The sequence below is a fragment of the Mucilaginibacter roseus genome (assembly GCF_021215455.1).
Classification (GTDB): domain Bacteria; phylum Bacteroidota; class Bacteroidia; order Sphingobacteriales; family Sphingobacteriaceae; genus Mucilaginibacter; species Mucilaginibacter roseus.
Window position 1 is genome coordinate 1,013,625 of the sequence record NZ_JAJPWV010000001.1, and the last position, 23,985, is coordinate 1,037,609.

Annotated in this window: 22 protein-coding genes; 9 read left to right on the forward strand and 13 right to left on the reverse strand. The window is 41.9% G+C overall.

Features of this window, described 5'->3' with window-relative positions; all coding sequences use genetic code 11:
• Positions 1–12 precede the first annotated feature (12 nt).
• The 4 genes from LT679_RS04390 to LT679_RS04405 form a co-directional block, all read right to left on the reverse strand.
• The gene (locus LT679_RS04390) at positions 13–633 is read right to left on the reverse strand and encodes a response regulator (RefSeq protein WP_232175877.1); all 621 of its coding nucleotides are present in this window, start codon (positions 631–633) and stop codon (positions 13–15) included.
• A complete protein-coding gene (locus LT679_RS04395; RefSeq protein ID WP_232175880.1) occupies positions 626–1,399 on the reverse strand; it encodes a sensor histidine kinase in 774 nt (257 codons plus the stop codon). Before LT679_RS04395 ends, LT679_RS04390 begins: the two co-directional genes overlap by 8 nt.
• Positions 1,387–1,848 carry a hypothetical protein gene (locus tag LT679_RS04400; RefSeq protein WP_232175882.1) on the reverse strand — a complete coding sequence of 154 codons (462 nt, stop codon included), beginning with the start codon at positions 1,846–1,848 and terminating at the stop codon, positions 1,387–1,389. Before LT679_RS04400 ends, LT679_RS04395 begins: the two co-directional genes overlap by 13 nt.
• 192 nt (positions 1,849–2,040) lie before the next feature.
• Complete coding sequence (locus tag LT679_RS04405) at positions 2,041–2,496, reverse strand: hypothetical protein (RefSeq protein WP_232175884.1); 456 nt, start codon at positions 2,494–2,496, stop codon at positions 2,041–2,043.
• Between the two features lie 209 nt (positions 2,497–2,705).
• On the opposite strand from LT679_RS04405, the gene LT679_RS04410 reads away from it, so the two are divergent.
• Genes LT679_RS04410 through LT679_RS04420 form a run of 3 tightly spaced genes read left to right on the forward strand, consistent with a single transcriptional unit; the run spans position 2,706 to position 4,653 of the window.
• Entirely contained in the window at positions 2,706–3,200 is a 495-nt protein-coding gene (locus LT679_RS04410; RefSeq protein ID WP_232175886.1) for a hypothetical protein, read from the forward strand.
• Complete coding sequence (locus LT679_RS04415; protein WP_232175888.1) at positions 3,197–3,577, forward strand: hypothetical protein; 381 nt, start codon at positions 3,197–3,199, stop codon at positions 3,575–3,577. Before LT679_RS04410 ends, LT679_RS04415 begins: the two co-directional genes overlap by 4 nt.
• A 2-nt stretch (positions 3,578–3,579) precedes the next feature.
• Positions 3,580–4,653: a hypothetical protein gene (locus LT679_RS04420; protein WP_232175890.1), complete on the forward strand. Its 1,074-nt coding sequence runs from the start codon at positions 3,580–3,582 to the stop codon at positions 4,651–4,653.
• A 155-nt stretch (positions 4,654–4,808) separates the two neighbouring features.
• Here the strand turns inward: LT679_RS04420 and LT679_RS04425 are convergent, their stop codons facing one another.
• Entirely contained in the window at positions 4,809–5,171 is a 363-nt protein-coding gene (locus tag LT679_RS04425) for a winged helix-turn-helix transcriptional regulator (protein WP_232175892.1), read from the reverse strand.
• Between the two features lie 98 nt (positions 5,172–5,269).
• On the opposite strand from LT679_RS04425, the gene LT679_RS04430 reads away from it, so the two are divergent.
• From LT679_RS04430 to LT679_RS04440, 3 genes are all read left to right on the forward strand, one after another.
• Positions 5,270–5,800: an NAD(P)H-dependent oxidoreductase gene (locus LT679_RS04430; protein ID WP_232175894.1), complete on the forward strand. Its 531-nt coding sequence runs from the start codon at positions 5,270–5,272 to the stop codon at positions 5,798–5,800.
• Positions 5,801–5,880: 80 nt separating this feature from the next.
• On the forward strand, positions 5,881–6,459 hold the full coding sequence (locus tag LT679_RS04435; protein WP_232175896.1) for a TetR/AcrR family transcriptional regulator: 579 nt from the start codon (positions 5,881–5,883) through the stop codon (positions 6,457–6,459).
• A 52-nt stretch (positions 6,460–6,511) separates the two neighbouring features.
• Positions 6,512–7,288, forward strand: coding sequence for an SDR family oxidoreductase (locus LT679_RS04440; protein WP_232175898.1), 777 nt, complete (start codon positions 6,512–6,514; stop codon positions 7,286–7,288).
• 268 nt (positions 7,289–7,556) lie between these two features.
• Here the strand turns inward: LT679_RS04440 and LT679_RS04445 are convergent, their stop codons facing one another.
• From LT679_RS04445 to LT679_RS04455, 3 genes are read right to left on the reverse strand one after another with little or no spacing between them, the layout of a single operon-like run.
• Entirely contained in the window at positions 7,557–8,042 is a 486-nt protein-coding gene (locus tag LT679_RS04445; protein WP_232175899.1) for an ankyrin repeat domain-containing protein, read from the reverse strand.
• A 14-nt stretch (positions 8,043–8,056) separates the two neighbouring features.
• Positions 8,057–10,267, reverse strand: a complete 2,211-nt coding sequence (locus LT679_RS04450; RefSeq protein ID WP_232175901.1) for a catalase — start codon at positions 10,265–10,267, stop codon at positions 8,057–8,059.
• A gap of 1 nt (position 10,268) precedes the next feature.
• On the reverse strand, positions 10,269–10,817 hold the full coding sequence (locus LT679_RS04455; RefSeq protein WP_232175902.1) for a YciE/YciF ferroxidase family protein: 549 nt from the start codon (positions 10,815–10,817) through the stop codon (positions 10,269–10,271).
• 209 nt (positions 10,818–11,026) lie between these two features.
• On the opposite strand from LT679_RS04455, the gene LT679_RS04460 reads away from it, so the two are divergent.
• Positions 11,027–12,103 carry a spore photoproduct lyase family protein gene (locus tag LT679_RS04460; RefSeq protein WP_232175903.1) on the forward strand — a complete coding sequence of 359 codons (1,077 nt, stop codon included), beginning with the start codon at positions 11,027–11,029 and terminating at the stop codon, positions 12,101–12,103.
• Complete coding sequence (locus tag LT679_RS04465) at positions 12,081–12,584, forward strand: DUF4385 domain-containing protein (protein ID WP_232175904.1); 504 nt, start codon at positions 12,081–12,083, stop codon at positions 12,582–12,584. Before LT679_RS04460 ends, LT679_RS04465 begins: the two co-directional genes overlap by 23 nt.
• 392 nt (positions 12,585–12,976) lie before the next feature.
• Here the strand turns inward: LT679_RS04465 and LT679_RS04470 are convergent, their stop codons facing one another.
• Both LT679_RS04470 and LT679_RS04475 read right to left on the reverse strand, forming a co-directional pair.
• Positions 12,977–15,508, reverse strand: a complete 2,532-nt coding sequence (locus tag LT679_RS04470; RefSeq protein WP_232175905.1) for a glycoside hydrolase family 38 C-terminal domain-containing protein — start codon at positions 15,506–15,508, stop codon at positions 12,977–12,979.
• A 72-nt stretch (positions 15,509–15,580) separates the two neighbouring features.
• Complete coding sequence (locus LT679_RS04475) at positions 15,581–16,666, reverse strand: acyltransferase family protein (protein WP_232175906.1); 1,086 nt, start codon at positions 16,664–16,666, stop codon at positions 15,581–15,583.
• Positions 16,667–17,334: 668 nt separating this feature from the next.
• Here LT679_RS04475 and LT679_RS04480 point away from each other — a divergent pair.
• Positions 17,335–17,910 carry an RNA polymerase sigma factor gene (locus LT679_RS04480; RefSeq protein WP_232175907.1) on the forward strand — a complete coding sequence of 192 codons (576 nt, stop codon included), beginning with the start codon at positions 17,335–17,337 and terminating at the stop codon, positions 17,908–17,910.
• A gap of 320 nt (positions 17,911–18,230) precedes the next feature.
• On the opposite strand, the gene LT679_RS04485 is transcribed toward LT679_RS04480, so the two are convergent.
• The 3 genes from LT679_RS04485 to LT679_RS04495 all read right to left on the reverse strand — a co-directional run bounded on the left by LT679_RS04485 (position 18,231) and on the right by LT679_RS04495 (position 23,967).
• Entirely contained in the window at positions 18,231–19,022 is a 792-nt protein-coding gene (locus LT679_RS04485; protein WP_232175908.1) for a hypothetical protein, read from the reverse strand.
• A gap of 78 nt (positions 19,023–19,100) precedes the next feature.
• Positions 19,101–20,570 (reverse strand): hypothetical protein, encoded by a 1,470-nt coding sequence (locus LT679_RS04490; RefSeq protein ID WP_232175909.1) that lies wholly within the window; start codon positions 20,568–20,570, stop codon positions 19,101–19,103.
• Positions 20,571–20,685: 115 nt separating this feature from the next.
• Entirely contained in the window at positions 20,686–23,967 is a 3,282-nt protein-coding gene (locus LT679_RS04495) for a TonB-dependent receptor (protein WP_232175910.1), read from the reverse strand.
• Positions 23,968–23,985 lie beyond the last annotated feature (18 nt).

Here is a 23,985-nt window from a genome sequence, read left to right on the forward strand (position 1 = left end):
TATGTATGACAGCTAACCCATTAGTTGATGATTAATGGCGAAGGCAGTGAGCTGGCTGACACTATTAATGCCTATTTTTCGGAAAATATTTTTTCGATGTGTTTTCACGGTATGTTCAGACAGGAACAGCTTCTCTGCTATTTGGGTAGTCGTCAATCCATTAACAATCAGTCGGATAATCTCAAATTCACGTTCGCTGAGTTGAAATAAGGGCTTTTCATCCTTAGCGTCGAAATCCCGGATAGTATCAAAATATGAGCGGCTGGTTTTCACACGGGCAATTGCATGCAGCAAATCCTGGCTTCCGCGACTTTTGAGCAGGCAGCCATCTGCTCCTGCACGTATTAATTGATCAACATACGATTTTTCCGGGAACATGGTAAGCACTATTACTTTAGTTGCGGGAAATTGTTGTTTTATCTGCTGGGTGCATTTAATGCCGTTCATTTTTGGCATATTAATATCAAGGACGACGATGTCTGCCCTGCGGTTTTGCATAAGTTGAATAACTTCCTCACCGTTGGCGGCGGTGCCTATGACATGCAAATCTGGTTGCGATCTCAAGATTTCAATTAGTCCTTCAACCACTATTGCGTGATCATCGGCCAGATAGACAGTGGTTTTATCAATCATTTTTTACTTCTAAGATACAAGTAGTTCCTTGTGGTGACGAATCCATGGTCAGGCGACCGCTTATCAGCTCAGCGCGCCGCCGTATGTTAAGGAGGCCCATACCGCCTGTTTTTTCGGTTTTACTGTCAAATCCGCAACCATTATCTTCATAAATCAACGTTATTTCCTGATCTATAAGGTTAAGTTCAATCCGCGATTGCGTAGCGCCGGCATGTTTAAGGGTATTTGTGATCAGCTCTTGTATGATGCGGTATATATGCAAAGCCACATGGTCACGCAGGGGTGCAGGTAATTCAATTAGTGCAGTACATTTCAGCTTTCCAGAGCTCGTAACAGCCTCACAGAGCTGCTGTAAGGCAACGGTAATACCAAATCCGGACAAGGTGCGCAGATCCATTTCGTGAGAAAGTTTTCTAACTTCTTCGCTAAGCTTGTCTGTAAGTAGGCTAATCTTTTCGTTTAGCCTTTTGATGTCTGTGGGGTCTTCCTTCACAAGGTTGAGATCACTATATATTTTCAGGGTAGCCAGTAATCCGCCAATGTTATCGTGCAGTTCTTCTGCAATACGTTTTCGTTCGTCTTCTTGTCCCTGAATTACAGCGTAAGCTGGTTGCAATTCTTGCCGCTGCATTAATTGTTCGATGTTCGTATATTCCTTAGTTTTTTGTTCCAGCTTTCGCTGATAATTATAAACGAACCAAATAATTGCCACGATCATCATAAGCATTGATGAAGTGCCTAAAATAAAGTAGGTTATTTGTGACATGTTATTCCGCTTATGGCCAGTCCGTATGCTATAAGCCCGTTTTTAATGATATTAGCGAAGCACTGGAATATCCAGGCATTGGTAAAAAAGCCGTCCGGAGTTCCGGAGAGGATATCAGTACCCATCAAATATGAAAAAAGTGATCCACCGGCATAAATGAGCCAGCCCGCGGTTATGAAGAATTCCGGTTGCCGCACCAATGGCACCGTAATTTCGCTATGATAAATATTGCGAAAGTGCCCGATTCCAAGCAACATAATCAGCATTACTGTGCAAGTCCAGGTGTTTGAGTTAAAGGTATAATTTATATCCTGCAGGTAAACATTGGCGGAGTACAGCAGCAATAAAACCAAAAGACCAGCGTACGGAACTTTCTTATCGGCGAGCTGATTGTAATACACCCAAAGGAAAGCAGCTTCCAGGTACGCCAGCACATGGTATGCCGGCATATTGTAAATTGATAGTACAGCCGTTAGAAGGGTTGCGAGCTTTATGGGGGCGGAAAGCAAAAAAAAGCAAACCCAGTGTAACAAAAGGTTTGCTTTTTTTTCCCCACATCAGCCATGCCAGTAATGGAACAGTTTCAGAAAGATCAGAAATGTCCGATACGGCAAAAGAAAATTGCGGATAACTGAGCATGCTTATTCTTGAATAAACTGTAGCGGCGGCGTTCCGCATTGGTTGGGACATGGGCGGGAAGCCGAGAGTATTTGTTCGGTTCCGGTTAACAAATGGATGTTATAGATATCCACGCCATTGTCTAATACTGGCATAAATAGCAAATCAGCACAAGCCTCGTTTAGCGGAAAATCCGGGTCATGTCTTTCAGAAAAGCCGTAATAAACGCGAATTCCGGCAATGCGGGGTTCACTTACGGTTAAGCCGGCATTATATAAGTCAATATCAAAAAGCATACGCCTGATCTTATTTAAACCGAAGGTGTGCCCGTAAACGTGTTTAGGATCATCGTGCGGAGGAGTGGTTGGTAGTTTGAAATAACGCGTGAGCGAATCTGCGGCGTTCTTAACTGTAATGAACTCTCCGGCATTACAAAGGTTTACCTTCATCTGTTGGCATAGTGCGTTGTCGTTTGTCATATGTTTAATTAATTAAATGGTGATTTGGTTTTCAGCAAAAATATGCCGGCGAAATACCATATGCCATACCACGATGGGGGTATAATAAAACAGTTGTATTACAGTGTGATAAGACCAGCCTCATAAATGTAATCAATTTTTAAGAATACCACCGGCGGGGTATTGCCTAACACGCTTATCTACTGGAATTTTGATGAAAAAAAATCATCATGAATGCACTAACCGAACTAATCACCTTGGTTTTGGCAATAAGCCTCGCAGGTGAAAGGCTTGTCGCCTTTATCAAAACATTAATTCCCTGGCTGGCCGGGAACCCCAACGTCAACTTACCATCAAACAGTAAAGAAGAGGCCGTACGGAAGGTCACTGTTATGGTCATAGCCTTCGGGTGCTGCTGGCTAACAGCTTATTTGGTTAAACAGAACGCTGAGAACGATGAACTGACGAATATGCCCGATGTCTTTCTCGGCCTGCTTGCCAGCGGCGGCTCTGCGTTCTGGACCACCATGCTGGGCTATACAAAAGCGGTACGTGATATCAGGATACAGCAAAAACAACAAGAACAAGTAGCCACAGAAAATGTGGTGGCCAATACGGCTATGTTGCGTACCGAAAACCGTATAGCCATAGCCACAGACAGGATTTGCAGATTAGCACCTCCGGAATTCAACAATAATAACCTTGTAAATATTAACGGAATATGAGTATATCAACTATTACCATAACCGCCCAGGGCGGGCCGTTAACTGCCATTATTGAAAGCAACTCGCCGGTGGCTTATACCGGAGCTGTTTGGCGGTATAAGGCAGACAAGACATTTGACCAGCAATGTGGTTTTTTTCGATACGACCGGCAGGAAGTTCAACTTGGCGCCGCCGCCGCTGCGGCAGATAAATTATTTCTGGTTAAAGGTGTGCTTATTAACCAGGGAGCTAGCACACCCATACCATACGAGTTGCAGGTTTCTATTTTTCAGGATGGTAACAGGCTTTATACCGAAGTACCCAAAGAAGGTGGTAGCGGCGCCATCGATAACAAGGCCCTTGCATTTATTTACCGTTTTAAACTTCAAACCTCCTGATCATGAAAAATACCTACAAAATTTATCTGTTAGTTCTGCTGAGCTCTATTGCAATAAGCGGGTATGCCCAGCCCGGAGCGGGCGATGGTGCAGCGGCCATTAAAGAGCTGTTAACGGCAGTAAACTACGGCGTGCCGGCCTCACCGGCGTTTGAATTACTTCCGGGTAAGGCCAGCGAGGTAACGCACCTTAATTTCGCCCACGATATAGGTGTGAATGCAGGCACATTTTTTAATGGCAGCAAACTACAGGCGGGTGCCGCTGTAGACCTGCGGCCTTTTTCATTTACGGGTGGCGACCTTAAACAATACCAGGAAAACTATCTTACCAGGCTGGCATGGCGTACTACCGTTGCTCTGGGCACCACATCGGGCAAAAGTGGCGGAAACGATGTTTTTCTTGGCGTAGGGCTGCGCATTACACTGATCGACAAGAGTGATCCGAAAAACGATAAAGCTTTCACACAAAAACTCGCTGATGCGTACGATTCGGTACTCTTCAAAATTACTCCAGACTTAGAAGAAACGCTGGAACAATTTCAGGAACGCGTAGATATGGCGGGCAAATCACCGAGTGTGCAACGGATCAGAGATGAATTCACGGCAAATACCTGGAATGCATTACGCTGGGATGTAGGGCTGGGTGCTTCGGACCGTGCGGCTTCAGGTTATCTTAAACGCGATAGTTTATTTAGGGACAGAATAGGTTTATGGAGCGCGTTAGGATTACCTCTGGGAAAAAAGGCACAGCTTACTATCAGCGGGAACAGCGCTTGGGTTAGCCACCGTAATGATACTACAGAACGCCATCGCTACGTTGCCGGGGCACGAGCACGCTTTTTCCTCAGCAGCGCATTGGCTATTTCCGGTGAATATGCGCGAATTTTTTCAAAATATCCACAACCCGGACTCAATGAAAGATGGAACCACCTCGCTATAGTAGCAGAGGTTAAGATACCTAAGCTTGGTGGTTGGTTTAGCTTCGCTTATGGCGGCGACTCAGCCCACCGTACGGATAAGGCAGCTAAATTTGCCATTAACTACGCTGTGTACGCCGATCAGCTAATTAAAAAATAATGTAAAACACCGTTAAAAACCATAAACTGATATTTCTCACTATAATTGACTGTGAAACATAGATGAAATTAACAAAGCATCTGAAACAGCGTAAGATAAGGAAGCAGCGGTGCTATTTTTGTATTGCTTAAAGTGTAATGGCTTACCAGCTGTAGTTACTCATTCATTAATTGTTTATGACAATCGCCCCAATATTCAAGCTCCTTGATAACAGACCTCAAAGCAAGCCCTATAGGAGTTAATTCGTACTCAACACGTGGTGGAACTTCGGCGTGAACTGTTCTACAAACTATTTTGTTTTTTTCAAGTTTACGCAATTGTAACGTTAACATCCGTTCCGTAATATTTGGTAATTTCTTTTTTAGTTCGCCAAATCTAAGCTTGCCGTTAAGCAACCATGAACATATAACTAAAGTCCACTGCCCTCCGATAATATGTGATGCATAAGCTTCCGGGCACTCGTCACTTAAAGCAACCTTATTAGAGAAATTAGTTGAACTTCGCTTGATTTTACTCATTACTTACATTTTGTATAGTACCTATAAATTGGTATGTAATATACGATATAATATGTTGCTTACTATTTTTTGTACGTTAATTATTAACGTCAAAAAAAATGAAAACTTTAGTAATAGTTACGCATCCTAATATCAACGATTCTGTTATCAATAAAAAGTGGGTAGAGGAATTGCTTAAATTCCCTGAACGGTATACAGTACACCAGTTATATGAAGTTTACCCCGACGAGAAAATAGATATTTTGACCGAACAGCGTTTGGTTGAGCAATATGAGAAAATTGTATTTCAATTTCCATATTACTGGTTTAACTGTCCGTCCTTATTAAAAAAATGGTTAGACGAGGTTTTGACTCATGGGTGGGCATACGGTAGCAAAAGCGGATACCAAATGAAAAATAAAAAAATAGCCCTGGCGATATCATTGGGAGTAGAAAGAGACGAATTGTGCGAATCCGGGTTATACAAATATACGCTACAGGAGCTCACCAGACCCTTTGAGTTAAGCTTTGAATATATAAAAGCGGATTATCAAAAACCATTTGCTTTTTATGGCATGGAACATAATACAACTCAACACCATATCGCTACGGGCGTAAAATCATACATGGCATTTCTGTCCGAATTTTAAGCGCTTACAAAAATAAAGTGTTGCGTAAAATGACTTAAATCTGAAACAATTGTTTCAGATTTATCTACCTTTGTATAGTTATGGCCAGGAATGTAGAATTTGATGAATCGGCAGCAATACAGAAGGCGATGGAAATTTTTTGGAAAAAAGGCTATAATGCCACTTCGCTCCGTGACCTCATTGATGCCATGCAAATAAACAGCAGCAGCCTGTACAACACTATAGGTGGCAAACAGGAGTTATTTGTGCGTTGTGTGCAACATTATACTGATATCAGAGCGCAGGATTGGGATAAACGTTTAGCGAGCAAAAGATCACCTTTAGACGTTTTAATAGAGTATATTAACGAAGCGGTTAACATTATTATAAACGGCGAAGACAGTTGCATGGCTGTAAAAAGTGCATTTGAAGTGGCAACAAACGATGAACGGGTTAAACAAATATTAGCAGCTGACGACCAACGGTCCTACCAGTTTTTATATAAGCTGATAAAAAAATCCATGGATAAAGGCGAAATCAGCAGTGACGAAGATCCGGCTTTGCTGGCAGATTATTTTAACAGCACCTGGACTGGTTGGTATGAATCTTACATTCTTCACAAAGACCCTGTTAAGATAAAGCGCATGGCAGAATATTTTATAAAGCAATTAACGAAATAATTTTTTTAACCAATTCTGAAACGTTTGTTTCAGAATATTTAACAACGAAAACATGGAATCGAATGATCTTAAAGGAAAAAGAGTACTGGTTACAGGCGGTACAAAAGGCATTGGTAAAGCAATTGCCGATGAGTTAGCACAGGCAGGTGCAGCAGTTATCACAAGTGCCAGAACGAAATCAGCCGAAGGCACTCATCATTTTATTGCAGCAGATTTGACCAAGGCAGATCAGGTTTTGGCGCTTGCAAACGAAATAGAAAATACTTTCGGCGGCATTGATATATTGATTAATAATGTAGGCGGGTTAACCACCCCGGGTGGTGGACATAGCACACTTACTGACGCACACTGGCAACAGGAATTAGATCTGAATTTGATTTCCGCCATCCGGTTGGACAGAATATTACTACCCAAAATGATTGAACAAAAAAGCGGCGTTATCATTCATATCTCATCGGTAGCTGGCAAACAGGCATTATGGAACCTGAATATGGCTTACGCAGTGTCTAAAGCAGCGTTAAATAGTTATAGTAAAGCCCTGGCAACTGAACTGGCTGATAAGGGCGTACGCGTTCTGACCGTATCTCCAGGTGCCACTAAGACAGAACCGATGATCAGGTTCTTGAATGACTACTCAACTTCGGCAGGAATAACACCAGAAGAGGGCATGAAACAACTAATGGCGCAAACAGGTGGTATCCCGATCGGCCGAATGGCCGAACCTGTAGAAGTCGCACAGCTTGTTCACTTTTTAGTTTCACCATCAGCTGCTTACCTGACTGGAAGTATCTATGCCATTGACGGTGGTTCTTTACCTGTGGTGAGTTAACAAAGTAGTTTGACTGCTCCTAACATCTTTAAATTGCATGTAAAGGCACGTGTAATTTATTTGGATATTATCTCTTATAAAGCGATGCTTACGCAGATTGAAGCGATGGCTGCTGACCGGTTATTTTCGATAACTCAGATATATTATCAGCGAAGCTACATAATTGACCCGATTTTGATTATCGGGTCAATTATTACGCGTTCAATTAAAACAAGCTGCGTTGATCAATACTGCGCGCAGTGTCCGAAGAACACTGCACGGTAGCGTTCTATGCTGAATGATGACTTTCGAGTATTGAAATACCTTCCTCATTGCCTTGCTGTGCAGCCAGATCAAATACGGACATACCCCGGCTATCCAGCAAGGTTTTATCCGCCCCATATTTTAACAGAAGCTCAATCATTGCATTTCGACCGAACATGGCAGCAAACATTAACGCAGTACCACCATTCCCGTGCTGCCGGTTTAAGTCTGCTCCATTTTCAATAAGTAAAGTGGCAATTTCCGGGTAGCCTTTAAAGCATGCACCCATCAGCGCGGTATTACCGCCAAAGTCGGCTACGTTAGGGTCTGCTCCTGCTTGCAACAAGTATCGCGCTGCTTCCAGCCGATTGCTATAACAAGCGATGATCAGCGGTGTATAGCCTTTTTCATCGGTCGCATTCAGATCTGTATCGGCGGTTATCAAACTTTTTAATGCATCAACGTCGCCCATACGGGCGGCGTTAATGATGTGTTGAATTGATTTGTTCATAAGTAGATAGCTTGTTAAGCAGGTATAAGTCTTGGTTTTTCACGCTCCCAAAAACGGTGTTGCGCAATCATTTTGATCAGCATCGCGGTAAGGTTTTTGTCGGGTTTTCCCACCAAAATACCTTCTCTTAACACAGATTCTTCAGAAAAATCGGGAGGCAGCTTTTTACTGAAATAAGTGGCGTCAATCACTTGAATGGCATCTTCCGCGGCAGCAATAGGTTTGCAATGCTTAAAAGCTTCGTTTAAAAAATGAACAGCATTGGCCTCTGCTTCCAGGGTAGCTACGGCGTTAGTACCGCCAGCCACGTAAACTGCATCAAACAGTACCGAAGCAGCGGTCAAAAAGCTGTGATCTACCATGATCTGTGTATCATCCATAGCGGTTATAAAACCCTGACGCGGTGCGATCACTTCTACGGTAGCTCCCTCAGCAATAAGCGCATCTTTAACTGCATTAATGGAGGTGGCATCAGCACCATCAGCGGCAAGCAAAGCAATTTTACGGCTTTTGATAGTGTCTTTAACCGTGTTGGCCATACTCAGCGCTTCCGATTTAGCCAAAGCGCCTTCCACTTGTATTGACTCATAATCTGCCGGATCGCCATCAGCCGGGATGCTTTGATTAGTTGGCAAAACCTCAGGCAAGTGTAACCCTAAGCCGTAAGCCACCTGGGTAGCCAGGCCTTTATCAATCTGTACCAGTATGCCCAGCATCCGCTCGCGGATGGCGATGGTTTTAACTTTCCCCAACTCAAACGTGAGCGCGTCTACAATGTGGTTTTTTTCCGGGTCTGACTGACTATTGAAAAACAGTCTGGCCTGACTGAAATGATCAAAGAAACTTTTGTTGCGCAGGCGTTCCTTACGGGCCTCGATGCGTTCGCGGTAGCTTACGAAACCTCCTGCGGATTCTTTAACCTGCTGCGGGTCATTACCGCCCAATGAATTCGGATTGTAACTTGTTTTACCGCGGTTGATGGTCTGCCGCATAAAGCCGTCCCGCTGATTATTATGTACCGGTACAATGGGCCGGTTTATCGGTATCTCCTGGAAGTTTGGTCCGCCTAAACGGGTCAATTGAGTATCGGTGTAAGAGAACAAGCGACCTTGTAACAAAGGATCGTTGGTAAAATCAATGCCGGGTACTACGTGGCCAATATGGTAAGCTATTTGTTCTGTTTCTGCGAAAAAGTTATCTGGGTTTCGATTCAGAGTCAGTTTACCAACGCGCTCCACGGGTACTAATTCTTCAGGCACCAGTTTGGTAGAGTCCAAAAGGTCAAAGTCATATTTGAATTCGTCCTCTTCCGGAATGATCTGTAAACCCAGTTCATACTCCGGGAAATTGCCGCTTTCAATGGCATCCCATAGGTCGCGGCGATGGAAGTCGGGGTCTTTACCTGAAATATTTTGCGCTTCATCCCAAGCCACTGAGTGCACGCCTAATAAAGGTTTCCAGTGGAATTTCACAAAACTGGCCTTACCCTCGGCATTGATCAAGCGGAACGTATGCACGCCGAAACCTTCCATCATGCGGTAGCTGCGTGGAATAGCGCGGTCACTCATCGCCCACATGATCATGTGAGCCGACTCGGGCATCAGGGAAATAAAATCCCAAAACGTATCATGAGCAGACGCTGCCTGCGGAATCTCATTGTCCGGTTCGGGCTTAACGGCATGGATTAGATCCGGGAACTTGATGGCGTCCTGTATAAAAAAGACAGGCATGTTATTTCCTACAAGGTCAAAATTACCTTCCGTCGTATAAAACTTTGTAGCAAAACCACGTACATCGCGCGCCAGGTCTGTAGAGCCCCTTGAGCCGGCAACAGTTGAAAAACGTACAAATACCGGCGTTTCCACCTCCGTATCGTTCAGAAAGGCGGCCTTGGTATATTCAGCAAGTGGCTTGTATAATTTAAATATACCATGCGCGCCCGACCCTCTGGCATGCACCACTCTTTCAGGGATACGCTCATGATCGAAATGGGTCATTTTTTCGCGGAATAAAAAATCTTCCAATAACGATGGCCCCCGGTCTCCGGCCTTTAACGAATTTTGATCATCGTTTATTGGTAAACCGGTATTGGTATTCATCTGCTCGCCCGCAGCGTCAGCAATATGCGGGGCAAGGTTTTGTGTTTTTGCATTTTCGGGTTGAGGGGCCAATTGTTTATCAATGGCAGCCTCGGTGCCCATTTTGGGTGACGGTTTCTTTGCCATATTATGCTTCAGTTGCTGCGGTGTAATTAATGTCGCTCTCGGCTACCTGGGTTAATTTTTCGTCTGCGGCTTTCTCTTCCACCAATGTTTCGGCCAAAATCCCTGCAACTTCTTCCAAACCAAGCGTGATAGCGAGTTGATGTAAGCCGCCGTAAGTTGCTATTTCATAATGCTCTACTTTTTGGGAAGCCAATATGATTCCGACGTCACGTGTGGCTGTTCCCGCCAAGGTGCTTTCGATGATGCTTTCGCCCTCCTTAGCAAGGCCTTCCATTGCATCGCACCTCTGCGCCTGTACTTTTTCGCCGAGTAGCTCGAAAACCTGTTCCAGGCGTGATACATGTGTTTTGGTTTCTTCCAGATGATCGGCTATGCTTTTCGCAAGTGCTTTTGACGTTGCTGCTGCGATCATCTTTGGCAGGTTTTTAACCAGATGGTTCTCCGCCCAGTAAATGTCTTTGATTCCGTCAGTAAACAACTCAAGCAATGCCGGCTGTTCCTTAGGCGATGTTTTGGTGCTGAATTTAGGTTCCCCTGTTTCTTTTTTCATGTTTTTTTAACCGTAGGTAGTGGGTGAATCGCGAAGAAGAGTTACGTAGCGGCAGGTAGTATAATTTAAACCTTAAAGTTGTTAATTTGTTCTGCACGATTCAGAATATAGTAATCGCCAGCCACAAACGCTGCCATTATACGACAATTTTACAGCCGCCCTTAGCTATAAGCCGAAGAGTGTGGTACGATCATGGCTATAGACAAGCCATGCTGCAAGAAAAAACCATTGATCACCTTTTATCCATACATCAAATATACCATGAACCGGATGTTCGCGACTATGCGCGCGGCCGTGAGATACTGGCAAAATATCCGGATGCAGAACTGATTGAAGTAAAAACGCATAACCTAATACCTGAATTATACGGGTTTGAGGGGGCAGTTGAAGACTGGCTTTGGAATAAAAAGAATGTCCTGATTTTAGGAACCAAGCACAGCCTGAGTGCCCGGCCCAACACCCGCAGTTCGCATTGGGTGGCACCATCTCAATCAAACGGTTGTGCAATGTCCTGCTCCTATTGTTATGTACCGCGCCGTAAAGGTTATGCTAACCCAATAACGACCTTTGTGAACATCGAAAAAATCATGGGCTATTTAGAGCGGCACGCAGGGCGGCAAGGTAAAAAGTTAACTCCTGACCAGATTGATCCACAGTACTGGGTTTATGAGATTGGTGAGAATGGCGACTGCTCTGCAGATGCTGCGATTTGTGATAACATGAAAGACCTGGTGCAGCTTTACCGCGGCTTACCTAATGCCAAACTAACCTTTGCCACCAAGTTTGTGAACAGGGAGTTACTCAATTATGATCCGCAGCGCAAGACGCGAATTCGCTTTAGTTTGATGCCGCATCACATGTCAAAATTAGTTGATGTCAGAACCAGCCCGATCAGTGATCGCATCGCTGTGATGAACGATTTTCACGAAGCAGGATACGAGGTTAATGTGTCTTTTGCCCCGGTAATATTTTATGAAGGTTGGCTCGACGACTGGCGGAGATTGCTGGAAGAACTGGATGATTCTCTTAGCGAACCGGTTAAGCGACAACTTGCAGCCGAAATCATCTTTCTGACCCATAACCAACAATTGCATGAAGTTAATTTAGAATGGCACCCTAAAGCGGAGCAACTGCTTTGGCGGCCTGACATACAACAGGTAAAATATAGCCAAACCGGACAGCGTAATGTACGCTATAAAAATAACCTCAAACGAGAAATCGTAGATGATCTGGTTAACCTGTGTACGCAAACAATCCCCTATTGTGTCATTCGCTACGCGTTCTGATATGGACAGACCGAGCGATCTGAATTTCGAACGAGACAATTACCCGTGGAAGCCCGGTATCGATTACCGACGGCATCCGGAGCTTTACCGGGTTGGAAAAGGTGAGCAGGGCGTATTGATTTGTGAACCTTATAAAAGCGAAATTGGCAGGCATTGGCGATTCAGAACGATGGCAATTGCTGAGGAAAGCAGCAAAAAGATCTTTGAACTTTTTGAATTATACCTTGCTAAAAATGACTTTGTCGGCGCCGATATGGCGCGAAAATATTTACAGATGGGTTATACCCGCGCACGTCGTTATGCCAATTATAAAGGTGGCAAGAAATATGACGACAATGATAACTATGCGCCACTGGAACGTGGAACAGGCGACCCTGAAAAAGCAGCTGCTGCTAAGATATTTTATAATAAGTGGAAAGCGGCCGAAGCATGTTCTGCCTATGCACAACTAAAAAAGAAATGGAAGCTTAACAAGGGTTAGCTGTGACCGCCAGAGCGTTAAACATAGCACCGCTTAGCATTATAGTTTTCTAAAGACTAAGATTATTACGCTTTTGAGAGTTTGTTTCATATTGCAAAAGATATTTAAATGGCTTTTAAACTATCTTGGTTAAAGCGGTAAAAAGTGACGACTAAAAACACTACAATCTTATCATATTTACCTTTCAAATTGGATAAAATAGCTTACCTTATATGGTTGCTACCTAAGCCAAACTTCCACAACTGCGATATTGAATGCCGGCTTTCCTGTCAATGTTTTAGATGATTCCTTTTAGGAGCTAATAACAAAATTTTACAGCTTAATATTCTGTCCAATTAGGGTATTGCGTAAACGCACTGTATATTACTATAGTAACAGTGAAGTCAATTAATTCATTCTTTAGCTATACGTAAAGTCCGGATGCCAAACTTTGGTATAAAAAACTGAACTTTTGTAATACCATTGCTCAACTTTTTCACCTGTATGTTTCCTGCACTTCGTCCGTCAAGTTCTACCATTTGCACGGTATTGATATCAAAATTTAAGTTTATCATTTTTTTTCCTGATGTACCCTCTGCATTATACAGTCGTACCATGATACTCTTTCCTTCAGTAGTAATGGAGGTAATTACTAATCCAGACTGTTTAACATCGATAAATGATTTATTCGGCAATAGAGGCTTCGTGGCCGAACGTAACACGGTCAGCGGTTCATTCCAAGCTGCGGAGGCTGACCATACACCAGATTTATCCCAAATGCCTTTATGGGGCAGAAGGGCGTAACGTACCGAAGTCGAACCATCGGTAAAATAATCTCTACCCCATAAACCCAGCCCTGAATATTGACAAACGAAACCCAGCGGGAAGTTATTGCCATGGGTATAGCTTGTGGTATGGTCTGTAAAAAAGGCTACACCGTAACCGTCATCGCCGGCCATTACATCAACCCAGTTAAGTATGATGTTATTTTTAATACTGTCCCAACTATTAAAAAACGTGTTACTAAGTTTGCTGGCCGTTACCGCAAACGGCGCATTTTTATAAATTTTTTGACCTTTCAATGCCAATGGAAACACTGTAAGTAGTTTGTTGCTATCGTTATAAAATGGTTTTTCATAATCGGTCCATTTGTAGTTCTTCTTGTCTGCATACTCACCTACCTTAACGTTGCGCTTCCAACCAATATTTAATTGCATATCAACAACAGCGTCATTTGCTAACAAGCTTATGCGTTGATTAAACGTTGTGCCGGCTATATGAGTGCTTATCATTACGGTAGCCCTAACAGGACCCTGTTCTAAAATTGTTATTTTCGCCACCGAATCTTTATTTGATTTAAACCCACCATCCTCGTAAAAATTCCCTCGAAGCGAGTTAAACCCATTAGTATTCCGCTTATCAACCAATTGTTTTTTATAACGTTTATCATACCAGCTTGTAATGTTGCCGCCTTTATTCGCATCTATAATTAAGCGGTAAATGTTTGTTTCGATTTGGTATTTATGATTATCTAATTGGTTTATCGTTATACCTTTTGCCTGTTTTGCCCCGCCCTTTTCCAGTTTATACATAGCGTAACCAAATGAAGGAACATTAGCTATGAACAACGCTGTATCACCATTTTTTTGAAAGGGCACGGCTTCACCGTTATAATTCTTGATCATCATTCCCTCAGGTATAGCTATGCTAACCACCCCCCGCCGATTATGTGATTGTGTATTGTAAACAGTGATTATATTTCCTTTTTGTGCTGATTTATTTATAGATAATTCAACTATACTATCACTTTGCCTGATGGTATTGGCTGTCCATTTTTTTACTTTGTCGGCCCAGGTATTACCATTGTTCCCATTGTAAGGTACTATCCAGCAATCGTGGTGTTGTGCCAACATGAGCGTACGCCAGGCATCGTCAAAATTATGAGACAATTTACTACTATCTCTTAGCGCCGCTATAGCAGTTAACTTTTCGGCTTGTAAAATCCTATTTTCGGCAGCACGTACTTGCTGGGCTATCCGTTGTGTAACTTGCGAGCCCCAAACCAAGCTTACTAAAATATCTTCCTGGCTTACTCGCCAATCCGTTGCCTTTTCACGGTTACTAACCCGCTCAAAATAGTTGCGCCATGTAGTATATTGTTTCTTCGTAGCCGGACTTTCCTGATCTAAGAATGGGCCGTTTTTCCAGCCAGCATCCTGCAAGGTCATGCCAATTGGATGTTTTATTCCATATTTAATAGCTGCGTTGATGTATTCATTATTGTTATTCCAAGCAATGGTTTGCCAAGTTGAATTCGGTTCAAGCTTTTCGATTGCGTAACGCGGAGCCGTGGTAATGCAACTACCGTCCGGCCCTATCCAATTAACCAGTTCACCGCCAAATGCTTTTGTATAGCCGCCAAAACAAGTGTTAGGATTTTTCAGGGATGCATATTTAAACCCATAAGATCGCAATATTCCGGGCAGCGCATTAGTAAAACAAGGTTCTTCAGATGAATATGTATGAAATTGTATGCCCGGAAACGTTGCCTTTAATTTCTTGATACCATAACCCAACTGGCGTATGATACTTTCACCATCTAAGTTATACATGTAACTTTGTGCATAAGCAGGGTTAACATACTCTATGCGGCCATTAACTGATTGATCTGCAATCAATGTTTTTAAAGCTGCAAAAGCTTCGGGATCAACCACGGCAGCGCTATCCCATGTTTCGGGCTCTATCTCCAAATTGATTTTCCAATACGAATGCTTGTTAAGCATATCCACCATAAAGCGCGTGTTCCAATCAGGGTAATGCCCCCAAATGCCGCCATGATACCCATCAATAAAATAGGCCTGTTGAGCATAAATGTTTACACTTAAGCAAATGAGCATAAATACGGCAAAAAACGACTGAATTATTTTTTTTATAATATGCTTCATCAGCTTAGTCTAATTTCATTCGAGGATAAAAAGAAGAATACTGTAATAACACAGTACCTAAACGCCATAGATTTAGTAATTTATAACATTAACTTTTTTAAATAGCCGTTCTTTTAACCAAAGCCTGATTGGGATATCCACTACTTTTAAAACGATATACGCCAACAAGATCAGCAGTAAAGTGCTCAACATAATTACAATAGTTTGTTCATAAAGCGATGGTTTAAGCTTTTCTACATAACTCATAAATACCCATACAAAAGGATAATGTATCATATATAGCGGGTAAGATAAATCACCTGAAAAATTGCATAACTTGTTTAATGACTTAGGTAATCTTGCTCCTGCACCCAAAGATACCAGCAAAGGTAGGCAGACAATAACGACCAAAGGATCAATAACTCGATTGAAATCCGAAAACGGAATAAGAAAGATTATGAGCAAAAGCATTCCAACCAATAAAAAACTCAATCGTGTATGGATAATCCAGCCGGAGCGATACACAAGTATCCCGGCAAGAAATGAAAAAAATACACGTATACTACCGCCAAATATATTGTCTCCGCCCCAACCTACGGCTAAGTTACCTGATCGCTGAGCTTCAAAGATCAGCATTCCGGCTGCAAACAGCGTCAGTGTCCAAAGCAACTTATTTCGGATCTTTACAAGGAAAAATGCATAACAAACATTAGATATATATTCCCAAAATAACGACCATGTAGGCGGGTTTAGGTGAAAAAGATTGTAATAGCGTTCGTGAACAAGCGGGTAAGGGATCATCAGAAGCGACGACAGGAACAGCGTGAGGGTACTGTTTTGATATTTGCCGTAAAGATTACTGAACGGATCAAACATAAAAGCGAGCAAGCCAATGACAGATCCAACCAGTACCAGCGGATGCAACCTGATAAGGCGTAGCTTAAGAAAATTTTTGATTCCGATTTTGTTCAGCCGGTGGTCATATGCATAAGCAATTACAAAACCGGATAGGCAAAAAAAGAAATCTACCGCAAGGTAAGCATGGGCAATGAAACTGTCCTTGTAATCGGGGATGGTGATTTCCATAAAATGAAATATCACAACTGAAATAGCGGCCATACCTCTTAATCCATCAAGAATTTTGAAATGTTGTTTAGTGTTTGTCAGAGTAACGTTCATTAAACATTCTTTACTTGTAACATAAGGCCGTAAAAATGAGGATTACCAGTTTGATTACACCTTATTACTTTATCAATATTTCGCTATTCTGTATCAATTTTCCGAATGACTGCGTAAAAAAATATAATATCGTGAGGTTGTGAATAACTAAAATTTCATATAAACATATTTGTAACACTTGCTTTTGAAGTAACGGAACTGTTTTTTGATTGCAGGCCTCAGCTTCTGCAAGCGGTAAATGTAATACCAACGGCCAAGGACGCTAATATAATGATGTGCATTCACCCGGACGCCCCAGCTTATGATATAGGGCCTGCCCCTGATTGTGCCCAGTGAACAAGATTTATATCTTTATTCAATTCTGTCGACGAGCGTCAAAATTGGTTAACATTCTGCAGATGTTCATTTAGTTTTTTGGCTAACAATGATCTGCCGAATACACTTTATTCATTTTACGAAGCACGAAGCGGGGTGTTAATAGGAATTTTTTAAATCCAACTTGCATGTGTACGAAGTGTTTCTCTTCTAAACCATCTGCTATGATATCGCGAAATATTTGAAGCGATACTTCAGATCGTTATAACTCTCTAATACATTATTTCTTACGTGTTACAATTTAATAATGAATTAACATTAGCTCTCTATCTTGATTGCATCAAACCTTTCCTATGAAAACGGATGTAATGCAAGTAAAAGAGCGTCTTTTCAAAGAAATTTACAACAAAACCTTTCCTAAACTCTATCATATTTTTCTGCGTAGCTTAAAAAATGAGGAGCTTACTAATGATGTTTTGCAAGATACTTATTTAAAACTGTGGGCAAGGTTGGATGATCTGGACGGCAGACAGGATTACATGCCTTTCTTATTTTTCTACGCCAGAAATTTTGCCCGAAAAGAAATAGCGCTTATGCTTAATTGTCAGGATTTAAGCACAACGCTTTTACCTTCAAGTTTTAGTGTAGATATGGACAACGAACTTGATTTAAAAGAATTCAGAATTATGGTTACCCGCGTTGTAAATACCCTCCCGCCGAAAAGACAACAAGTTTACAGGATGTTTAAAGAAGAGGGCTTTAGCTATAAATATATTGCCAACGCGCTTAAAATATCAAGTAAAACCGTTGACAATCATTTAAATGAAGCTTATAAAGCGGTAAAAAAAAGTTTATTATCTAACTACAAACTTCGAAACACCGTAACAACAATAGCTGCAACCATAATCGCTTTATTAGTTGATAAATAATTTTTCAACTTGCAAGGTTAACAAAAAATGGAAGCTATAAATGTCTTCCATTTTTGTTTATATACCCAATTCATAACTATATCGATTCTTGACAAATAAATATTCCCTATTTTGAATAAATAATTTAAACTAAGATTAATTATTTGTTATTGCTTGAAATCGAATATTTTTCGTATAAAATTGATACGGTTATTTGTTTACAGACAAATATTACGTTATTTTCGCTCAACCTTTAAAATATATTTTAAGGCGTTGATTTAAAAAATAATGGCTTACCTTGTCCGGGGTAAGCCATTTATTTTTATTATTGAAGCAGTCAATCATTGCTGTGCAACTCTCCGGAAAATATTGGACGGGTCTCGCAAAGTGCTGAATTCCGTAGGAGCGCCTATACCAAGCGACAGTACAAGATTTGGGGTATAAGCAGCAAATGAATCTAAATCTATTACATAACATCCATTACCCTCTTCAATACTCATAACCTTTTTGTTACCATTAGCCGGGTCAAAGCCCTCTATAAAATAGTAAAATGAGGACGGATCCGTGCCCGGGGGAAGCAACTGAATAGGGTTAGGTAATTGTATAAAATTGCTGAACTTGTCTTTGCGAACGCCATTAATGCTCTTATTAGGTAATTGATACTGATTACCGGCAAAATCATACAGGCTTATCTGAATATTCATTATTTCGGGCAATGCAGGGTCAATGCTAACTATTCTCACCAACATGCTGTCGGGTTGAGGTTTCTCGACGAGATCATCAAATAATGTTCCCGTTCCAGTATAAAGAAATGTTGGTAGTTCAAAGTTTTTTTGTCGTTCAATATTAATTATGGTATCCGTAATAACCTTGCTGTTACGTTGATTAATAAATACCAGATGACGCTCACCTTCTTTTAACCGTAATCCATTGATGCTTTGTTTCACGGATGTCAGCGTATCTAAAGTGCGGCCATCAACTTGTATTAGCAATGGATCGGCATCGCCTGTAAACGAAGAAATTATTTTTAGTGAGCCAAACGCCGGATTTTCGAGTTCCTTGCCTTTTTGGCAGGCATTAAACAAAAAAACAGTGATAATTATTAAAGAAAAAATTTGTCTTAGGTTTTTCATAATTTAATAAAAACCCGGAGCATTACGCCCCGGGTTATCTTTTAATGTTACTATCAATTAAACAAGGCCTGGTTATTATTAATAAACGTTAGCGTTAGAATTGTAAGAAACCCACGGAGAAACATCCCAACGGGTTGTTGATGAAGCACCGAAAGCACCACGGTATGATGGAGTTTCTAATGCAGTTACGGCACCACCCGGGTGAGGAATAGTTAAGCCAGCATAAGTAAAACCTGAAGCAGCCGGAGATGCAACCGGAGAAGTTAAATAACGAAAATCAGGCACCGCGGTTGAACCAGTGAAAGCTACATTGAACGGGCTGGCCAAACGCAATGCATTGTTCGCGTTAGCTGTTGCATTTACTGTTGATGAAGTAAACGCAGGGCCTGCAGTTGTGAAAGCCTGGCCATAATTGCCCTGGAAAGTTGTAGTAGCACTGGTTAACAATGCCGAACCTATATCAAAACCACCAACTACCGAGTTAGCAAACGTTCCTGCTGAACTTACGCGAAAAACCACGCCGATACCGTAAGTTGTTCCGGTAAGCGGGCCTCTTGGAGGATTTAAACCAAGAATGGTCAGGTTAGTTAACAGCGGGCTGGTTAAACGGCTCGTTGTGGCTGTAACAGGGGCAGTAACGTTGTTACTTTCGATACCATTAGGATTTGAAGAAAATTGCGGAGCCGGCGTTGAAGCATCTTTTACAGATACGGCATACTGAATAGTACCTTGGTAACCTTGATCAAAATCAAAGTCATCGTCATTATTGCCCTGCGCAATAAGGTATTTAGCGTTTACTGAACCGCCGAAGAACTCAAAAGCATCGTCAGCACCGTATGACACCTGTATGTGGTCTAAAGTAGTTGCTGAGCCCACACCACCTAAAGTAAGCCCATTCAATTCGTTATCAGTTTCTAAAACGGCACCGGCGTACTCTATACGTACATAGCTTAAACGGCTTGCAGCGTTAGCATCTGCTTCAGATACATTTGTACCATATTGAATTGTACTTGGAAAAGGCAGGCCAAAGGTCGTAACATAATCTGCAGAGATACCTTCAATCGGACGTAAGCCAGCATTGGTTATACCGTTACCTAATATTACAACACCAGCCCAGTCACCCGGCTTGCGTGCACCCGCTGCCGCAGTGCTGGTAAATACAATTGGCTGAGCGCTTGTTCCAACCGCCTGTACGTTAGCGCCTTTGGTAATTAAAAGATATGAAGGCAGGCTTGAAGTTGTTGCAGTTCTCGCCCTTCCTTTAATAAATGTACCTGATTGAATGGTTAAGGTACTGTTATTAGTAACATAAGTTGGGCCGTTTAGGATGTAAGTAGTATCGCGCGACAGTGTTCTGTTGCCGCCGATAATATTTGGCAGAACGCTGGTTACCGTTGGCGCTGTGCGTGAGTCAACATAAGCGCTACTTGATTTATTAAAATCACCTTGGTTATCAGCTATTGAGCTATCTTTTTTGCAAGATGATAAAGAAACTGCTACCAAAGCTGGAGCATATAAAGCCTTTAAGGCAATTGATTTAAAGTTCATAATCTTAATTTTTTTTGGTTTGTTTTCACTGTTCAAAATGTCCGTCTCGAGCAGCGTTTAATTTACGTTTTGTTGTCTTTCATAATTTCCAGGTTTGTTTATATAATAGATAGCATTAAAAGCGATAGATAAAATTCAACGTAAATGTGGTACCGAAACGAAACCTTCGGAACTTGGTATCATAATCCTTGTTATAAGAGGTGCCCTTGGGGTCAATTCGTTCGGCAGGCAAAGGTGTCTGATCGGCGGTGGACGGATACTCTTGTATTGATGCATCACCGGAAGAAAACCCGAACGGGTTACCATCAGCAAATCGATTGGTATAGATAAATTGCTCCTGGTTTAGCAAATTGCTAACATTCAATCTAAATTCCGCTTTTTGCTGTTTTAAAAATTTATAGCTTACCTGAGCATCAATTATATCCCTTGAATTTTCATACTGATCAAGTGAGCGGTTTGGTGAAGCGTATACAATTCGTTTGCCGTAACGATTATACGTCACATTTAGTCCAAACTGCTTGCCTGTATATAGCAAGCCACCATTTACAATGTAAGGCGATTGGCCTGCCAAGGGTCGATTACGTTTGGACGATACCGTATTCCCTTCCGCGTCAACAGCCACCAATGGATCAAACTCAATGCTTGCGTCAAGCCAGGTAAAGTTGCCAGATAGAAAGATATTTTTTAAGATGGATGATTCGCTACCCCATAAGTTAAGTGATTTACGAAAGTCCAGCTCAAGGCCAATATCCTCGGCAGACAGTAAATTGTTGTAAAACAATGTTTGGCCACTACTGGTGCCTATGTAAACTACCTCTATCGGGTCTTTAAACTTTTTGTAAAAACCAGATATGCTGATAATCTCGCCGGGAGACGGGTAGTACTCAAATCGCAAATCAGCATTATTAATCTTAGTGGTTCGCAGAGGTGCACCCTCTATCACATCATAAATGTCATAATCAAAATAGCGAAACGCGGATAACTCACGAAGGTCCGGACGGGCAATTGTTTTGTATACTGCGGCGCGGATGTTGAATTGACTGGTTGGCGAATAAATAGCGTTGACCGAAGGTAACCAATCAATTTGATTAATGCCTGTCGCAACCCGATCAACCGTAGTTGCACCTGAACTTAAAATATTATCAAACACCGTTTGGGTGTTCTTCTCGGCGCGTATCCCACCAATTACCCTAAGCATTTTTATCGGCTTAAAATCCAGCATACCATAAAATGCATGTAGCCGTTGAAAGCCATCGTAACCCTCAGATGACGGCCTGGATCCATAAACTGAACCTCCTGTGCCGATTGGCCTCAGGTAAAGGTCATTGGTAAAGTTCGCCGTGTTAAACACATCATAATACGGCAAACCGCTGTAATAGTTGCTTCCTCTATTAAACGAAAATATCCTGTAAAGGCTCGCACTAAAGTCAGACTCGCGATACTTGCCTTGATAACCGGCCTTAAATGTTTGATTTAAGTCAAGTAGTTTGAACGGCACCTGGACGTTCGTTCCCCAATTAAATAGTTTTTCGTTTAATTCAGAATAGTAAACTGAACCATTTCTTATTCCGGGATCACTAAAGTTATAACCAAAATAATCATCGGGAGTGTTGTCTCCTACCGATCCGTTTTGTCTTAATAAAATCCGGCTATATGGCTGGTCGCGGTTAAGCCTCGCGGCAGAGAAGTTCCAATCTATCTTTATTCCTGTTTTTGTTACTGTATGTTCGCCACTTAACTGAGACTGCAGCAAATTATTGATAACGGTTACGTTATTATAGTTGTCTACCCTTGAATTATTATTATCAAAATCAACGCCCTTGTATTTCCAAAAATCATCACTATATCTGCCGTTATAGGTGTTTTGCAATGTGATTTTATTTTTGCCGAAACTATATCCCAGATTTAAAGAACCTCCAAGTGTGGTTAAGTAGCGATACTGTTCTCCTTTGTAGTCGTAAAAATTATTGAAATATAAATCCCGCTGGTCGGCGCGTTGCTCATTGCGGTAGGTTAAGGCGCCTACAACTCCTAAACGCGAGTCGTTTTTAAATGAAAACACCTTGCCACCTTGCAGCTGATAATTTTGGATTGGCTGGCCGGTGTATTGTTTAAACCGCCAATTTTCAGGCACCTCACTTAAAAAGCTATTTATTTTTGTACGTTGATCAGCAGTAGGCGTATTGTTTTGAACAGCAGTTATTACGCTGTTATATTCACCAAAAGTAAGCCCTTCCGGTTTCTTATGAATATTAGAAGCGAGGCCTAACCATGACCGGTTACCGCGGTCCAAACCGAGCGTATTTTTTCCCGTAGCTCGTGTGTTATAGCCGCTTCCAATAGTCACCTGGAAAAAATCCTCTGTCGGAATATCCTTTGTATTTACCTGTACCAAACCACCTGTAAATTCGCCGGTGAGATCAGGAGTAGCAGTTTTATTTACTACGATATTATCTACCAACGCACTGGGTATCATATCAAAAGCAAAATCCCTGCGGTTTGGTTCGCTACTTGGCAGCACCGCGCCATTAAGTAATACATTATTGTACCTGTCACTGAGCCCGCGCACCACTACATTCCGGTCATTAGATATTTGCAAGCCACTGATTTTTGACAGTACTTGCGCGGTGTTAGTGGCCGGCGTTCTGCTGATTTGCTCGGCAGTTATACCATCAGACACAGCTGAATTATTTTTCTGTTTAGCATACATACCCTCTATTGATGCCCTGCGATAACTTGCAGTAACTACAACCTCTTTAAGTGACTTTGAGTCGACCGTAAGAAGCACATCAAGCGGAGTAACCTGATTGGGTTTAACCGCCACATCGGTTATTCTTTTTGATTGAAAGGATATATAAGACACCTCGATTATATAGGTACCTGGGGGCAGGTTTAATTGATAAGTACCATCTGCAGCTGTTTGCGTGGCATAATTAGCGCCTACAACGCGTATGCTTGCACCTGGTAACGTGCCGCCTTTGTCATCAAATACCTTACCTGATAATTTGCCCGGCTGCTCCATCCGGGTACGGCTATTATATTTTTCGTCACTTTCTATTTGTATAGTAACTTCATTGCGGTTAACCTGATAATCTACCGGTAAATCTTTTCGTAATTTCTTTAAAAAGGGTTGAATTGACGAAGCGGTAAGCCTGAAATGCTCTACGCTTATTTTTTTTGCCGCAACCCTGTCAAAGAAAAACTCGTACCCCGTTTGTTCTTTAATAGCATCTAATAAATCTGATAAGGTTGATTTAGAGATATTGATAGAAAAAGTAGGCCTCGCTGGCGCTGACTGCGCCTGCACAGGACTGAACATGATTAATAAAGCTGCGAAAATTATGAACGACAAGCGTCGCTTTTCAATACGATTATTTAGTTTTGTAGAGATGAACATAAAATTGTTATAGTTTAA